The organism is Rhodococcus sp. MS13 (assembly GCF_013277835.1).
GTDB classification, from domain to species: Bacteria; Actinomycetota; Actinomycetes; order Mycobacteriales; family Mycobacteriaceae; genus Rhodococcus_F; species Rhodococcus_F erythropolis.
Window position 1 is genome coordinate 87,183 of the sequence record NZ_VBTL01000008.1, and the last position, 14,549, is coordinate 101,731.

At 63.2% G+C, this 14,549-nt stretch carries 13 protein-coding genes; 5 read left to right on the forward strand and 8 right to left on the reverse strand.

What is annotated here, in order from left to right; translation table 11 throughout:
* Positions 1-6 precede the first annotated feature (6 nt).
* From FEZ59_RS16900 to FEZ59_RS16910, 3 genes are all read right to left on the reverse strand, one after another.
* Positions 7-1,644, reverse strand: a complete 1,638-nt coding sequence (locus tag FEZ59_RS16900; protein ID WP_172932920.1) for an acyl-CoA dehydrogenase family protein — start codon at positions 1,642-1,644, stop codon at positions 7-9.
* Positions 1,628-2,251, reverse strand: coding sequence for a TetR/AcrR family transcriptional regulator (locus FEZ59_RS16905; RefSeq protein WP_020909850.1), 624 nt, complete (start codon positions 2,249-2,251; stop codon positions 1,628-1,630). Before FEZ59_RS16905 ends, FEZ59_RS16900 begins: the two co-directional genes overlap by 17 nt.
* An 87-nt stretch (positions 2,252-2,338) precedes the next feature.
* Complete coding sequence (locus FEZ59_RS16910) at positions 2,339-2,905, reverse strand: TetR/AcrR family transcriptional regulator (RefSeq protein ID WP_020909849.1); 567 nt, start codon at positions 2,903-2,905, stop codon at positions 2,339-2,341.
* 161 nt (positions 2,906-3,066) lie between these two features.
* Between FEZ59_RS16910 and FEZ59_RS16915 the strand changes: the two genes are divergently transcribed.
* The gene (locus FEZ59_RS16915; RefSeq protein WP_346343234.1) at positions 3,067-4,413 is read left to right on the forward strand and encodes an MFS transporter; all 1,347 of its coding nucleotides are present in this window, start codon (positions 3,067-3,069) and stop codon (positions 4,411-4,413) included.
* Positions 4,414-4,437: 24 nt separating this feature from the next.
* Here FEZ59_RS16915 and FEZ59_RS16920 read toward each other — a convergent pair whose 3' ends face one another.
* Positions 4,438-5,379, reverse strand: coding sequence for an NAD-dependent epimerase/dehydratase family protein (locus tag FEZ59_RS16920; RefSeq protein ID WP_092765158.1), 942 nt, complete (start codon positions 5,377-5,379; stop codon positions 4,438-4,440).
* A gap of 134 nt (positions 5,380-5,513) precedes the next feature.
* On the opposite strand from FEZ59_RS16920, the gene FEZ59_RS16925 reads away from it, so the two are divergent.
* Positions 5,514-6,209, forward strand: coding sequence for a TetR/AcrR family transcriptional regulator (locus FEZ59_RS16925; protein WP_042953485.1), 696 nt, complete (start codon positions 5,514-5,516; stop codon positions 6,207-6,209).
* Between the two features lie 53 nt (positions 6,210-6,262).
* Positions 6,263-6,868 (forward strand): YqgE/AlgH family protein, encoded by a 606-nt coding sequence (locus tag FEZ59_RS16930; protein WP_020909845.1) that lies wholly within the window; start codon positions 6,263-6,265, stop codon positions 6,866-6,868.
* Positions 6,869-7,151: 283 nt separating this feature from the next.
* Here the strand turns inward: FEZ59_RS16930 and FEZ59_RS16935 are convergent, their stop codons facing one another.
* Positions 7,152-8,132, reverse strand: coding sequence for a bile acid:sodium symporter family protein (locus tag FEZ59_RS16935; RefSeq protein WP_172932922.1), 981 nt, complete (start codon positions 8,130-8,132; stop codon positions 7,152-7,154).
* A 4-nt stretch (positions 8,133-8,136) separates the two neighbouring features.
* A complete protein-coding gene (locus tag FEZ59_RS16940) occupies positions 8,137-9,306 on the reverse strand; it encodes an MFS transporter (protein WP_172932923.1) in 1,170 nt (389 codons plus the stop codon).
* A gap of 162 nt (positions 9,307-9,468) precedes the next feature.
* On the opposite strand from FEZ59_RS16940, the gene FEZ59_RS16945 reads away from it, so the two are divergent.
* A complete protein-coding gene (locus tag FEZ59_RS16945) occupies positions 9,469-10,164 on the forward strand; it encodes a FadR/GntR family transcriptional regulator (RefSeq protein ID WP_172932924.1) in 696 nt (231 codons plus the stop codon).
* Here the strand turns inward: FEZ59_RS16945 and FEZ59_RS16950 are convergent.
* Both FEZ59_RS16950 and FEZ59_RS16955 read right to left on the reverse strand, forming a co-directional pair.
* Positions 10,133-11,092, reverse strand: coding sequence for a DUF1648 domain-containing protein (locus FEZ59_RS16950; RefSeq protein WP_346343235.1), 960 nt, complete (start codon positions 11,090-11,092; stop codon positions 10,133-10,135). The genes FEZ59_RS16945 and FEZ59_RS16950 overlap by 32 nt on opposite strands.
* Positions 11,093-11,097: 5 nt before the next feature.
* Complete coding sequence (locus FEZ59_RS16955) at positions 11,098-11,592, reverse strand: SdpI family protein (protein ID WP_024487923.1); 495 nt, start codon at positions 11,590-11,592, stop codon at positions 11,098-11,100.
* Between the two features lie 101 nt (positions 11,593-11,693).
* On the opposite strand from FEZ59_RS16955, the gene leuS reads away from it, so the two are divergent.
* Positions 11,694-14,540: a leucine--tRNA ligase gene (leuS, locus tag FEZ59_RS16960; RefSeq protein WP_172932925.1), complete on the forward strand. Its 2,847-nt coding sequence runs from the start codon at positions 11,694-11,696 to the stop codon at positions 14,538-14,540.
* Positions 14,541-14,549: the final 9 nt, after the last annotated feature.

The following is a 14,549-nucleotide window of genomic DNA, read 5'->3' on the forward strand; positions in this document are numbered from 1 at the left end:
GGTGGGTCAGGCGCCGATCTTGACGGTGGCCCGCTCGAGGATCGGCGCGATGTCGATCCCCCTCGGCAGGGTTCCGAACACGCTCCCCCAGCTATTTCCGAGCCGACTCGCGCAGAATGCGTCGGCCACCGCGGGGTGCCCGTAGCGGAGCAGCAGCGAGGCTTGCAGTGCGAGTGCCATGTCACCGACGATCTTTCGCGCCCGGTATTCGATGTCGTCGAAATCGCCGAATGCCACCTCGAGATCCCGCACGGTCTGATCGAAGCGGGCGTCCACGCCACTCGCTTGTTTCAGTTCGTCGAAGAACACCTGCAGCGTTTCGGGTTGCTTCGCCATCGCCCGCAGAGTGTCGAGCGCCGCGACGTTGCCCGACCCTTCCCACACCGAGAGCAGCGGAGCCTCGCGATAGAGGCGCGGCATCCGGGATTCCTCCACGTATCCGTTTCCGCCCAGACACTCGAGTGCTTCGGCAGCGTGGATCGGTCCGCGCTTGCAGACGAAGTACTTGCTCACGGCCAATGAAATGCGTCGTAGGGCGCTCGCGTGGGCATCGCCCGACGTTGCGCGGTCGGTCAGAGCGGCCAGCCACATCGCGACGGTAGTGGACGCTTCCGATTCCACCGCCAGATCTGCGAGAACATTGCGCATCAAAGGTTGGTCGATCAGGTTGGCGCCGAACGCACTTCGATGATTCGCATGGTGAACTGCCTGCAGCGTGCCGACGCGCATGCCGGTGGCCGTGCCGATCGTGCAGTCCAACCTGGTCATGTTGACCATCTCGATGATGGTGCGCACGCCCCGGCCTTCCTCGCCCACCATCCACGCGAGAGCGTCGTGGTACTCGACCTCGCTGCTCGCGTTGGAATGATTTCCCAACTTGTCCTTCAGACGCTGCAGGTACATGTTGTTGAGCGAGCCGTCCGGCAGGACCCGAGGAAGGAAGAAGCACGACAGACCGCCCGGCGCCTGGGCGAGGACGAGGAACACGTCCGACATCGGTGCGGAGGTGAACCACTTGTGGCCTGTCAGGAGATAGCTACCGTCGGATTGTGGCACTGCCCTTGTGGTTCCGGCACGCACGTCCGAACCGCCCTGTTTTTCCGTCATCGACATACCGGCGATCAATCCGGGTTTGGTGAGGGGAGCTTTCAGCGCCGAATCGTAGTGCCGGGTGGTCAGGAGGGGTTCGTACTGCGCCGCCAGGTCCGCGTTGTGCCGCAGCGCTGGGATCACGGCGTACGTCATGGAGATGGGGCAGCCGTGGCCGGCGTCGGTTTGACCCCACACGGCCATCTTCGCGGCGCGGACGAGGTGTGCGTGTGGATTCGGGTCAGCCCACGGAGCGCCGTGCAGCCCCAATTCCACTGCGGTGCTCATGAGTTGGTGATAGGCGGGGTCGTAGCGGACCTCGTCGATGCGGTTGCCGTAGCGGTCGTGGGTTCTCAGGACAGGTGGGTGCTCCTCGGCCAGGTCGCCCCACTCCTGAGCTTGCGCGCTGCCGGCGCGGACCCCGACGCGATGAACCTCTTTGGCTGCGTCCGAAGCTCCCTCGCGGTGTAGTGCCTCGAGGATCGGCGCGTATTCGGCTGCGTCGTAATCGATCAGGGGCGGTACCTGATTGGTGACTTCATGCGTGGGTGTCATCGAAACTCCCTAACGATCGAAGGGTGAAGGCGAGGATGGCATCGATCGCAGCGGGATCCGTGGTGCCGCCGCGCAGCGGAAGGATCAGGGCCTCGCCGATTGCCCCGACGATGCACGCTGCCGTCAGAGTGGCGTCCTGCGAAGGTATCTCACCGGTGTCGACTGCCGAGCGAATTGCGGTGGCCAGGCAATCGCGGAACGATTCGCGAAACATGAGTCGCTGTTCGTCGACGAGTGGATCCACCGGCTCCACCAGCAGGGCATAGGCGAGAACCGGTGCACGCATGGCACGTTCGGCGAAGGTTCGAACCGACGCCGATACCGCGGAGCGGTGGTTGCCTTCCAGACTTCGGGCATTGTCTCCGGCGTCCCGGGCCGCGGATACCTCACGGCTGCAGACTGATTGGAACACCTCGGCGAACAATTCACCCTTGCCGTCGAAATGTCGATACAGCGTCCCGGTGCCGACGCCGGCGTTCTTGGCCACCGCGGCGATGGAACAGCCCGCATAACCGTGGGTTGCCACTGCCGTCGTGGCCGCGTCGAGCAGTCGGGCGCGTTGGGCGTCCAGTCTTTCTTGTACTGCCGGAGTGCGGCGATAGGCCATGTGAAGAAGTGAACACCCGTTCCGTTCTTGCGTCAAGAGTTGACTGGCGCAGAACGGCGACGCGGCTACTGGTGCATCGTTGAACTTTTACACGCAAACTCCGTGGGTGAGCATTTCGATCAGCCCGTCGGCCGCCTTTCGAAACGGTTCTTCGGATTGGGCAGCACGAGCGAGGACGTAAGCACCTTGCCGCACTGCGAGAATGGTGGCGGCGAGAGCTTCGATGTTCGCATCGGGACGGATTTCACCGTTGCTGCGCCCGTCTTCGAGTGTGGACGCAATGTTCTGTTGAATCCACACGAACATGGTCTGGATCGGTGCTCGCAACTCGTCGTTGGATGCGACCTCAGTGTCTTGGACCAATCTCCCGAGCCGACACCCTCGGAGGACGTGTTCGTCGATCGTGAGGAAGGCGGCGATCTTGTCGACGGTCGTCTGGCCGGAGCTGAGTCGCTCGTTGATTTGCGTTTGCAGTTCGCGCCCCATGAGATGTTCGGCGGCGACCGCCAGGTCCGCTTTCCCTTGGAAGTGGTGGTACATGCTGCCTTGCCCGACGTCAGCCATTTCCTGTACGGCGCGTGGGCTGGTTCCGGAGTAGCCACGCTCCCACAACAGTTCTTGCATGCTTGCGATCAGCCGTTCCGCGCTACCCATAAAGACATTGTACCTATGGGTATGTACAGTCTCTGTGAAAGCTGTTGTACTTGCAGGTACAGAAATTCCGGAGACGGGGGCCTCCTATGGGTACGAGCAACATCTCTGCTGACAGCTCGGTCGGCGACTCAGTGTCTGACGAAACGAAAAATGCTGCACCAGTGAGTGATTCAAGTGTTCAGGCGCTGGCACTGACTGCGGTTTGTCTTGGATTCTTCATGATCCTGTTGGACGGTAGCGCTCTCAACATCGCGTTACCGGCAATCGAACGCGACATCGGTGGCTCCATTGCCGCGTTGCAATGGTTGGTGAACATCTACACGATTCCTCTGGCCAGCCTGTTGCTCACAGCGGGAGTTCTGGCGGACCGAGTCGGTTCCCGCAGTGTCTTCCTGTGGTCGTTGGGCGGCTTCACGGCGGCTTCTCTGTTGTGCGCCATAAGCCCGAACCTGGTTGTGCTGGCGGCATTTCGTTGCCTGCAGGGTATCGCTGCTGCCGGGCTTCTTCCAACGACACTGGCGATCATTGCACGCACCTATCCGGATCCGATCGCGCGTGCCAAGGCAATCACGATTTGGGGAGCAACGGGCGGAATCGCATTGGTCGCAGGACCGATCGGAGGAGGCTTGCTCACCGAGTTCATCGGTTGGCGCTCGATCTTCTTCGTCAATGTTCCCATCGGCGTTCTAGCCCTCTGGCTGTGCTGGCGGCATGTCCGTGAAACCGCGACGCGCGATGCGGAATCCTATGACGTTCCCGGGCAGGTCCTCGGCATCGCCGGACTTGCCCTCCTGGTAGCCGGTTTGATCGAAGGCGGCTCCCGCGGGTGGGGTGATCCGTTGGCACTGGCGTTGCTACTTGGATGTGTGCCAGCGCTCGTCGGGTTCTTCGTCGTCGAGGGCCGGACCCGGCATCCGGTTCTGCCGCTGTCGATCTTCCGTAAGCCGGCGTTCTCTGCATCCATAGCGAACGGATTCGCCTTCCAATTCGGGGCCTACGGCATGCAATTCATTGTCGCGATATTCATCCAGTCCTACTGGGGCTCTTCAGCGCTGCGGACAGGACTGTTCTTTCTGCCGTTCGCGGTGTTGTGGACGTTCGGAACGCTGGTTCTCAATCGCGTGTGGGCAGGTCGCGGTATGTGCTGGCTCCTGACTGTCGGTGCTTCCACTGCTGCGATCGGCGCGCTCCTGTGCACCGCGATCGGGGACAGCGATACCTGGCCTGTGGTGATGGCGGGGACCGCCCTCGTCGGTCTCGGGTGTGGTGTGTTCGGCCCCAGCTGCAATGGAGCGGCCATGGCAGTGATCGACAAATCGTTCGCCGGACTTGCCTCGGGGGTACTGAATACCTCCCGTCAAACGGGCATGGCGATCGGCGTCGCGGCCCTGGGCATCGCTCTGAGTGCGTCGAACTCCGTTGGTGGGGCACGCATCGGGATGATCTTCGTTGCAGCGTGTTTCGTGGCCATCGTCGCTCTCAGTCGACGCTATCTCACGCAGATCTGAGTGATGCCCGGCCCACCGCCAGATTCAGGCAGCAGCGGTGCGAGCCTGTTCCGCGCGCCACCACACGACGGTCTCTTCGGCGGCCTGATCGAGCGGCGTCGGCGAGAGTCCGAGCAGCACTTCGCTGGCACTCGAGTCCATGACAAACGGCTTGGTGAACTGGTAGTTCATCTCCGCGAGTTCGCGGCTGTCGGTGTTGATCTTGCCGACGGCGTCGAGCACCCAGGCGGGCAGGACACCCACCTTGGCGGGGGTCGCCCCGGCGGCTCGGGCGAAGGCCTCGGCGATTTTGCGCTGAGTGAGCGCGGGGCCGGTGGGTGCGTGGATGACGGAGTTCCAGAGTTCGGGGTTGTGTGCTGCTGCGATCATCGCCGCCGCGAGATCGGGGATGTAGGTGAAGGAGTGCGGCTGGTCGGCGGAACCGATGACACGAATCTTCTTACCTGCCATGACCTTCGGAACCATGCGCTCGCCGGCGTGGGCGGTGCGGACGCGGGGGCCGAAGAAGTCCGAGGCCACGACGCTGACGGTGGGTGTTGCGGAGGCCTCGCGAGCGCGCAGCAGCGCGGTGCGCACTCCGCGCTTGCCGCCGGTGGCGTTGCGTGGATCGGATTCGGTCATCAGGGTGTCGGAGTTGTAGGCGTAGAGGCTTTCGGGGAAGACCACGACGGCTCCGATGGATGCGGCTGCGTCGAGCACAACCTTCTCGGCCGCCGGGAGTTCCCGCTCCCAATCGGCTGCGTTGTAGGCGGCGTGGATGCAGTGGTAGATGGCCGTGGCGCCCTCGCTGACCGAGCGCAGGGCCTCGGAATCCGAGACGTCGACGCGTCGGCGGTCGATCAGAGGGTGCTCGGGCCCGCTGCCGGACCTGGTCAGGAGCCGGACGTTGATTCCCTGCTCGGCGAGCTGTAGCGCGACGGCGGATCCGACGGGTCCTGCTCCGGTGACGATTTCGAGGTTCGACATGGTGTGCTCCTTCTCGTTTCGGGTGAACTGAGAGCACTGCTCTCGTTTTCAAGAATGCACCCGCGCCTCATTGCTGTCAAGAGCGGTGCTCTCTTTTGTTGATAGTGCTCTCGGTCATGGGGCAGGATGGACTCATGGTTGGGACTCCCCGAGAGCGGGCGCGCGAACAGACGCTGCAGGACATCACCCGGATCGGGCGCGAGCATCTTGCTGCCGTCGGCGCCGCCGCGTTGTCATTGAGGGCCGTCGCGCGTGATCTGGGAGTCGTGTCCTCAGCGGTGTACCGCTACGTCGCCAGTCGCGACGAACTGCTGACCTTGCTGGTGGTGGACGGGTACACGGAACTGGGCGCGGAAGTGGACTCCGCCGTGAATGCCGTTGCAGCAGAAGATTTTCGCGGACAGTTCATTGCTCTCGGGCGTGCCGTCCGGAGTTGGGCGATCCGGGAGCCGGCTCGATACGGATTGCTGTTCGGCAGCCCCGTCCCCGGTTACGACGCTCCGGGCGAGCAGACCACCGGCCCTGGCACCCTCGTCGTGACCCGGCTGATCGGGATCATCGACGCCGCCCATCGCGCGGGTGCACTCACGGTGCGAGAGGGCCCGGACCTGAGTGACACGCTGGCAACGGACCTCGAGGGAGTGCGGAAAGAACTGGGCACCGAACTGCCGCCGGATGCCGCGGTGCGCGCAACTCTCGTCTGGGTATCGCTGTTCGGTTCGGTGAACTTCGAGGTGTTCGGGCAGTACGGAAGCGATACCTTCACCGATGCGAGTGAGATTTTCGAGCGGCATCTGGCACTACTTGCCGATGTGGCGGGTCTGACCTGAACACGCCTGTGTCTCGTTCCCCCGCACGCAGTTGTCGGTGAGATGATGTCTTTGTGGCGCACGCAGAAGAACCCGAGGATCGAATGGCCTGGATAGAACCGGAGGTTCGTCCGGGCAGTTTGTTGGTGTCGTCGACCGACCTCACGGAACCTGCATTTCGCCGCACCGTCATCTACATGATCGAGCACAACGACGCCGGGAGCCTGGGCGTCATCGTCAATCGGCCGAGTGAGACGGCCGTGCAGAACGTGTTGCCGCAGTGGTCGCCGCTGACCGCGCATCCTTCGGCCCTGTACATCGGTGGACCCGTCAAGCGTGACTCGGCGCTCTGCCTGGGTATCGCTCGCAACGGTGCACGAATCGACGGCGTCGCCGGCCTGCGGCGGGTGGACGGCAAAGTTGTCATGGTGGATCTGGACTCGGACCCGGAGGTCATCGCTCCTCTGGTCGAAGGGATCCGCATTTTTGCCGGTTACTCGGGTTGGACTCTGGGGCAGCTGGATTCGGAACTCGAGCGTGAAGACTGGATGGTGATCAGCTCACTGCCGTCCGATGTGCTGACGCCGCCCCGAGTCGATGTCTGGGCACGGGTGCTACGACGCCAACCGCTCCCCGTGGCAATGCTGGCCAGCCATCCCATCGAGGTTGAACGGAACTGAGAGGTCGAACGAACTGATCTGTCGGAGGTCGATGATATTCCTGTGTCATCGTTTTCGAGAGAGGTGGCAGTAATGATCGCTGAGCGTCAGATCCAGTGCGCGGATTGTGTTTCGGATGTCGATCACTGCCACGATTCTTTGCTGCGACATGCGGACGGATCACTCGAATGCACCGGCGTGAACTGCGTCGACCTGGCATCGAGTCGCCATGCGTTGTCCATCGATTGTGCTGAACTGCAGGGCGGTTGTGGCTGCGTCGACGCGACCCGAGGCGAGTTGCTCGCTAGCTGACGCTCACCGGATCCCGATTCGCGAAGCGTTGCGCCATCGCAGCACAGACGATCAGTTGGATCTGATGGAAGATCATCAGCGGCAACACGATCAGGCCGACGGGCTGGCCCGCGAACAGTACAGCCGCCATCGGTAGGCCCGTTGCCAAGGACTTCTTCGAGCCGCAGAAGATGATGACGATCTGATCGGGAAGATCGAACCCGAGCTTGCGCCCCGCGAGAGTGGTCACGCCGAGAACCAGCGCGAGAATCAGGCAGCACACGATTGTGAGGATCACGATCTGCCAGATCGTGATGGTGCTCCAGATTCCCTCTTTCATGCTTTCGCTGAAGGCGGCGAAGACAACGAGGAGGATCGATCCGCGATCGACGTACTTGGTGGGTTCGGCGTACTTCTGCAGCCATCCGATCACCAGCGGGCGGATCAGCTGACCGACGATGAACGGGATCAGCAACTGCACGACGATGTCGAGGATCGACGAGAAGTCGACTGTCGCCTGGCCTGTGGTGTTCATCAGCAGAACCACCAGAAGCGGTGTGATGAAGACGCCGATCAGGTTGGAGAACGACGCACTGACGATCGCGCCCGCGACGTTCCCCTTGGCGATCGAGGTGAACGCGATCGAAGACTGAACCGTCGACGGAACCAGGCACATGTAGAGGATGCCGGTGTAGAGCTCGTCGCTGATCAGCGTCGGCGACAGGAATCGCAGTGCTAGGCCGATCAGTGGGAACAGCACGAACGTCGCGGCGAGGACGACGGTGTGCAGTCGCCAGTGCTTGACGCCCTTCCAGGCTTCCTGCGGCGAGAGTCGCGCGCCGTAGAGCAGGAACAAGAAGCCGATGGCGATCTTGGTGGCCCAGTTCAGAATGCTCTCCGCGGTACCCGATACCGGGAACACACTTCCGAGCACGCCGGCGATGATGATGCCGAGGATGAACCCGTCGATGTAGAACCTACTGAGAAACTTCACCTGGCTAAGGATAACGGCGAGCTTCAGCGGGCTCTCGAGCCCCACGAAGGTTGAAGCCCATCACCGCCAGGCACAGCAGCGTCCCGATGATCGACAGCTCGATGATGGCCGTCTGCATTCCCTGGATCGTGATGGCGATACCCGCGATGATCGACGGGATCGCCAGTCCCGCGTAGCTGACGGTGAAGAACGCGGCCAGAACTCCGCCGTGGCTCTCGCGGGCGTGGGTCCGGGCGGCGGCGTTGACGCGCTTCATGCCGCCGGCAAACGCCAGACCGTGCCCGGCGCCGACCACGACGGTGATGACGCCAAGCAGTGCCAGGCTCGGGACGAGGTCGACCACGAGGAGGCCGATCATTCCCAGAGCGAGGATTCCCAGACCGACGGTGACGGACGTGCGCGGGTCCATGCGGCTTCCGCCGAGTTGCGCGACCACCGAGCAGATCATCACCAGTGCGGCTGCCCCGCCGCCGAGCAGAAGGTTGTCGATGTTCAGCAGGCTGGTCATCCACGACGGGACCACCGACTGGAAGAGCCCGACTGCGCCCCACGACAGCGCGACGGCGAGCGAGCTGAGCCAGAAAGTCTCGCGAATAGTGGCGGGAACATGTGGCATTTGGAAGAACCGCTTCGGGCGTGTGACGTCCCCGATCCGCGGAAGTAGCAGCAACACGATCAGTGCCGGGATGAACGCGACGAGGAAGATCAGATACGGCAACCGCAGCGGTTGTGGAAGGTACTGGGCGATTGCACCGGACACGAGTGGTCCGAGCGCACCGCCCAACGCGCCCGTCACCGTCGATACGAGCGCTGCTCGTCGGTGATCGAACATCGGTTCCTGCTCCACCAATGCGGCGCTGCCCGCCGCACTGGCCGCGCCCACCGCGATTCCCTGGGCAATCCGGCCGACGAACAACCACACCGTCGCGTCGGCAAATGCCAGAACGAGCGTGCCGACGACGCTCAGTGCGAGTGCGGCCAGAAGCACGGTCCGGCGGCCGAGGGCGTCGGACAGCGGTCCGAAGAACAGCAACGCCGGAACGAGGCCGGCGACGTAGACGCCGTAGATGAGCGTCTGGATGGTGGGCGTGAATCCGAACTCGGTCCGGTACAGCCCGTAGACGGAGGTGGGCATGTTCGCGCCCAAGAGGATCACGGTGAGGACGTAGCCCACGCCGTAGAAGTGTCGATTGGTGCGGCGTGTGCGTTCTTCGGTGGCGACAGCTGTGGCGGACGTGGGAAGCCCCTCCTGAAGACAGAGTTCGAAAATACATGGGTCGTCCTACGTATCGTAGGTGAGTGGAATGATCGCCGCGAATGCTGTGAGGATGAGTAGATGACCGTTGTTCGCAAGGAGTCCGCGTACGAGCAATCCCTCGACTGGATGCGCACGCAGATCTCCGACGGCGTCTGGACAGTGGGCAATCGTGTTCCGACCGAGCCGGAGCTGATGAGTGTTCTCGGCGTCGGCCGGAACACCGTGCGCGAAGCGATCAAGACATTGACCTCGACGGGAGTTCTCGAGATCCGTCGCGGATCAGGGACCTTCGTGCGCGCTCGGACCGACATCGGCGGACTTCTCGGCAAACACGCGTCCGTCGACGAGATGAAATACGTCTTCGAAGTGCGTCGTGCGCTCGAGATGGAAGCGGTCCGGTTGGCGTGTGAGCGTCGCAGCGACGACGACGTTCGGATACTTCGTGAGCTGGCCGCCAAGCGTGACGTGCCGGCCGAGAACTTCGTCGACGTCGATCTTGCGTTTCACATTGCCGTCGTCGATGCCGCTCACAATCCGGTTCTGACCGATCTGTTTGCCGGAATCCTCGAAACGGTCCGCGCCACCTACGAGGTGACCGAAGGCGTTCATCCGCCGTCGCTGACGTCCTCGCATCATCAGGGAGTTGCCGAAGCCATTGCCGAACGCGATGTCACCAAAGCCAGGGCGGCGGCATGCGGGTATCTCGAGAAGACTCAGGAAGCGATCGGTTCAGGTTCGGCGGTTACCGAGTCCGGGCGTCGGCCAATCGGTTGAGGGACCCGGCGATGTCTTCGGCCTTCGGTGTCGTGATCGTGAGGCGGTCGCCACCGGCCAACGTGACGACCACCGCTGGCCCGGTGCGGGTGACGACGCCGTAGTTACGACGACCCTTGGTCTTGAGTCCCCAGCCGCCGAAGTCCGCGAACGGTTTGATCTCCGCGACGTCGGCTCCGACAACTTCGTCGATGCCGTAGGTCATCGCAGCCATCCCCATGTTGATCACCCGAATTTCCCGTTCGTCGACGATCACCCGGAAGCGAACCAGGCTGACGACGAGCAGTCCGAGTGCACCGAAGATGAACAGCGGCCAGAGTGACCGCATCGCCAACGCCATGATGACCCCGGGCGCCAGAGTGATCGCAGTGAGGATCACCGAGCCTTTGGTGCTGAATCCGACGTCGTCGGAGATAGGTAGAGGGCAGCTGCTTCGCGGCAACCCGGCCGAGGGTTCGATCGTGGCAAGAGTGCGGACGCGGTAGTCGCGCAGGAATGAGGCACCGATCCAACCCAGCACCGCGCCGACTGCAAAGCCGACACCGATAGACCACAGCGGGAGTGACGACGTGGACGGATCGGTGACATCGAGTTGGGTGTAGAGCAAAGCGAAGTTCACTGTCGTGATGAGCCCGACCATGCTCAGCCCGACAACCAACATGAAGCGACGCATCATCAACATCGCGGGAGCAAGAGCAGCAATCGCGCTGAGACCGCCACCGAAGAGCAGTGTCAAAAGTGCAATGGTCCACGCGTTGGAAGACGGGGTGGAGAAACCATCCGGCGAGGTGGTGGTCCAGTGAGTCGCGATCTGTTCCGGGAGGCGAGGCTCCCACATTTTTGTCAGGACGAAGCCGAAGACCGCACACAACAGCGGAACCACTAGTCCGAATACGACCCCGGCCGGGTCGACCACGCGATGTTTCACGTGAATCAATGAGCCGGCTGGCAAGCATCCTTGAGCGCGCAGGCACCGCAGGAAGCGGTACCGCAAGCGGCAGCGTTCGCCTTGGCCTCGGGGGTCTCCGCCACCGGCTCGTCTGCGGCAGGCTCGGAGTGGCCGCCGCAGTTGCAGTCGTTACCGCATCCGCTCTGTTGTGGGAGTGCGGCGGCTGCGCGGGTGCCGATGCCTCCACCGAAACCGGCAGTGAGGACGGCGACGACGACGGCGATGATCGCGACCGCGACGCCGAAGACTCCGCCGATGGTCAGTGCTGCGACTCCGCCGATGACCAACATTCCAGCGGCCGCGAGCATGGTCGGACCGGCCACCTTGTTGGCGAGGGCGAACGACTCCTCGCTCCGCAGGGAATCCTCGGTGCGGACACCGGCCCAGCGGTTGCGCGGGAGTTTGCCGATCAGACCGGCGACACCAACTCCACCGACGGCGACAGCGAGCACGAATAGCACCACAGCGACAACGATCACCCATACAGGATAGGCGCGAGTGGAGTTGATGGTATGCCCGGGTCGCACAGGCTCTACCCTGGTTATCGGTATTTCCGTCAGCCAAGTAGATAGCGACCACAGTGACCGAGTCTCCGCAGTCCCCCGATTCACCAGCCGACGCAACTCCGCAGCACCGCTACACCGCGGAGCTCGCCGGCCAGATCGAGCAGCACTGGCAGGACCGCTGGAGTGAGGAAGGCACGTTCAACGCGCCTAATCCGGTCGGTCCGCTCTCCTCGCCCGACGGTGTTCCCGCCGACAAGCTCTTTGTTCAGGACATGTTCCCGTACCCCTCGGGTTCGGGCCTGCACGTCGGTCACCCGCTCGGATACATCGCTACGGACGTCTTCGCGCGCTTCCATCGCATGCAGGGGCGCAATGTCCTGCACACCCTCGGCTACGACGCCTTCGGTCTCCCGGCCGAGCAGTACGCCGTGCAGACGGGTACCCACCCGCGGACGACCACCGAGTCCAACATCGCCAACATGAAGCGCCAGCTGCGACGCCTGGGTCTGGGGCACGACGAGCGTCGTAGCCTCGCGACGACGGACGTCGACTTCTACCACTGGACGCAGTGGATCTTCCTGCAGATCCACGGCGCGTGGTACGACAAGGCGGCCGGCAAGGCCCGTCGTATCTCCGAGCTGGAAGCCGAGTTCGATTCCGGTGAGCGCGCTCTGGAAGACGGACGCGAGTGGGCGTCGCTGACAGTCGCCGAGAAGGCAAAGGTCGTCGACTCGTACCGCCTTGTCTACCAGTCGGATTCGATGGTCAACTGGTGCCCCGGTTTGGGTACCGTGCTGGCCAACGAGGAAGTCACCGCCGACGGTCGTAGTGACCGCGGAAACTTCCCCGTGTTCCGTAAGCACCTCCAGCAGTGGATGATGCGCATCACCGCGTACTCCGATCGCCTGGTCGACGATCTCGAGTACCTGGATTGGCCGGACAAGGTCAAGGCCATGCAGCGCAACTGGATCGGACGCTCCTATGGCGCCGAAGTTACCTTTGCCGCAGGCCAGTACGGCGTCGATGTGTTCACGACGCGCCCCGACACGCTGTTCGGCGCCACCTATGTGACGCTGGCTCCTGAGCATGACTTGGTGGACAAGCTCGTCGCGGACGAGTGGCCCGAAGGTGTCGACGCACGCTGGACTGGCGGTGCCACGACGCCGGCGGAAGCTGTTGCTGCATACCGTAAGTCGATTGCCGCCAAGACCGACTTGGAGCGTCAGGAAAACAAGGAGAAGACGGGCGTCTTCCTCGGTTCCTACGCCGTCAATCCGGTCAACGGCCACAAGGTCCCGATCTTCATCGCCGACTACGTGCTGACGGGCTACGGCACCGGCGCGATCATGGCAGTTCCGGGACACGATCACCGTGACTGGGAGTTCGCGAACGCGTTCGGACTGGAAATTCTCGAAGTTATTGCCGGTGGCGATGTTTCGGAGGCTGCGTACTCCGGTGACGGCCCGCTGGTGAACTCCGACTACCTCGACGGCCTGGACGTGGCCGAGGCCAAGGCGACCGTCATCAGCCGCCTCGAGGAGAGCGGGCAGGGCAAGGGCACCATCCAGTACAAGCTGCGCGACTGGCTCTTCGCGCGTCAGCGTTACTGGGGCGAGCCTTTCCCGATTGTCTACGACGCGGACGGCAACGCACACGCCCTGCCGGATTCGGCTCTGCCCGTAGTGCTTCCGGAGGTCGAGGACTACGCACCGGTGTCCTTCGATCCGGACGACGCCAACTCCGAGCCCTCTCCCCCGCTGAACAAGGCGACCGACTGGGTCAACGTCGAGCTCGATCTCGGCGACGGTCTGCAGACCTACCACCGCGACACCAACGTCATGCCGCAGTGGGCAGGTAGCTCGTGGTACCAGCTGCGCTACATCGACCCCACCAACCAGGACGCCTTCTGCGACCCGCAGAACGAGGCGTACTGGACGGGTCCGCGTCCGGAACTGCACGGCCCCAACGATCCCGGTGGAGTCGACCTGTACGTCGGCGGCGTCGAGCATGCGGTGCTGCACCTGCTGTACTCGCGCTTCTGGCACAAGGTTCTGTTCGACCTGGGCTACGTGTCCTCGAGCGAGCCGTACCGTCGCCTGTACAACCAGGGCTACATCCAGGCATTCGCGTACACCGATGCCCGCGGTGTCTACGTGCCCGCGGAAGAGGTCGTCGAGCATGACGGCAAGTTCTTCTTCGAGGGCGCCGAGGTCAACCGCGAGTACGGCAAGATGGGCAAGAGCCTCAAGAATGCCGTTGCGCCGGACGAGATCTGCGCCGAGTTCGGTGCAGACACCTTGCGTGTGTACGAGATGTCGATGGGTCCGCTGGACACCTCGCGTCCGTGGGCGACCAAGGACGTCGTCGGTGCTGCGCGATTCCTGCAGCGAGTGTGGCGCGTCGTCATCGACGAGGAGACCGGCAAGCCCCGTGTCACCGACGAAGCTCCTGGTGAGGAGACGCTGCGTGCGCTCAACAAGGCGATTTCCGGTGTCATCGAGGATTACACCGCGCTGCGCGACAACACGGCCGCTGCGAAGCTGATCGAGTACAACAACCACCTCACCAAGGCGTTCCCGGGTGGCGCGCCCCGTGCTGCCGTCGAGCCGTTGGTGTTGATGCTCGCTCCCTTGGCGCCGCACCTCGCGGAAGAGCTGTGGTCACGTCTTGGCCACACGGAATCTCTTGCGCACGGCCCCTTCCCCGCTGTCGAGGAGAAGTGGCTCGTCGAGGACACCGTCGAGTACCCGATCCAGGTCAACGGCAAGGTTCGTAGCCGCATCAGCGTGCCGGCGGATGCCGATCGCAAGGCTGTCGAGGAGATCGCCCTGGCCGACGAGAAGATCGTCGCTCTGCTCGAGGGCAACGCACCGCGCAAGGTGATCGTTGTGCCGGGCAAGATGGTGAACATAGTTCTGTAGGCGCTTCGC

Excerpts from the sequence above, each read along its gene's own strand:
- FEZ59_RS16900 (WP_172932920.1), bottom strand. The coding sequence starts at position 1,644 with ATGACACCCACGCATGAAGTCACCAATCAGGTACCGCCCCTGATCGAT.
- FEZ59_RS16905 (WP_020909850.1), bottom strand. The coding sequence starts at position 2,251 with ATGGCCTATCGCCGCACTCCGGCAGTACAAGAAAGACTGGACGCCCAA.
- FEZ59_RS16910 (WP_020909849.1), bottom strand. The coding sequence starts at position 2,905 with ATGGGTAGCGCGGAACGGCTGATCGCAAGCATGCAAGAACTGTTGTGG.
- FEZ59_RS16920 (WP_092765158.1), bottom strand. The coding sequence starts at position 5,379 with ATGTCGAACCTCGAAATCGTCACCGGAGCAGGACCCGTCGGATCCGCC.
- FEZ59_RS16925 (WP_042953485.1), top strand. The coding sequence starts at position 5,514 with ATGGTTGGGACTCCCCGAGAGCGGGCGCGCGAACAGACGCTGCAGGAC.
- FEZ59_RS16945 (WP_172932924.1), top strand. The coding sequence starts at position 9,469 with ATGACCGTTGTTCGCAAGGAGTCCGCGTACGAGCAATCCCTCGACTGG.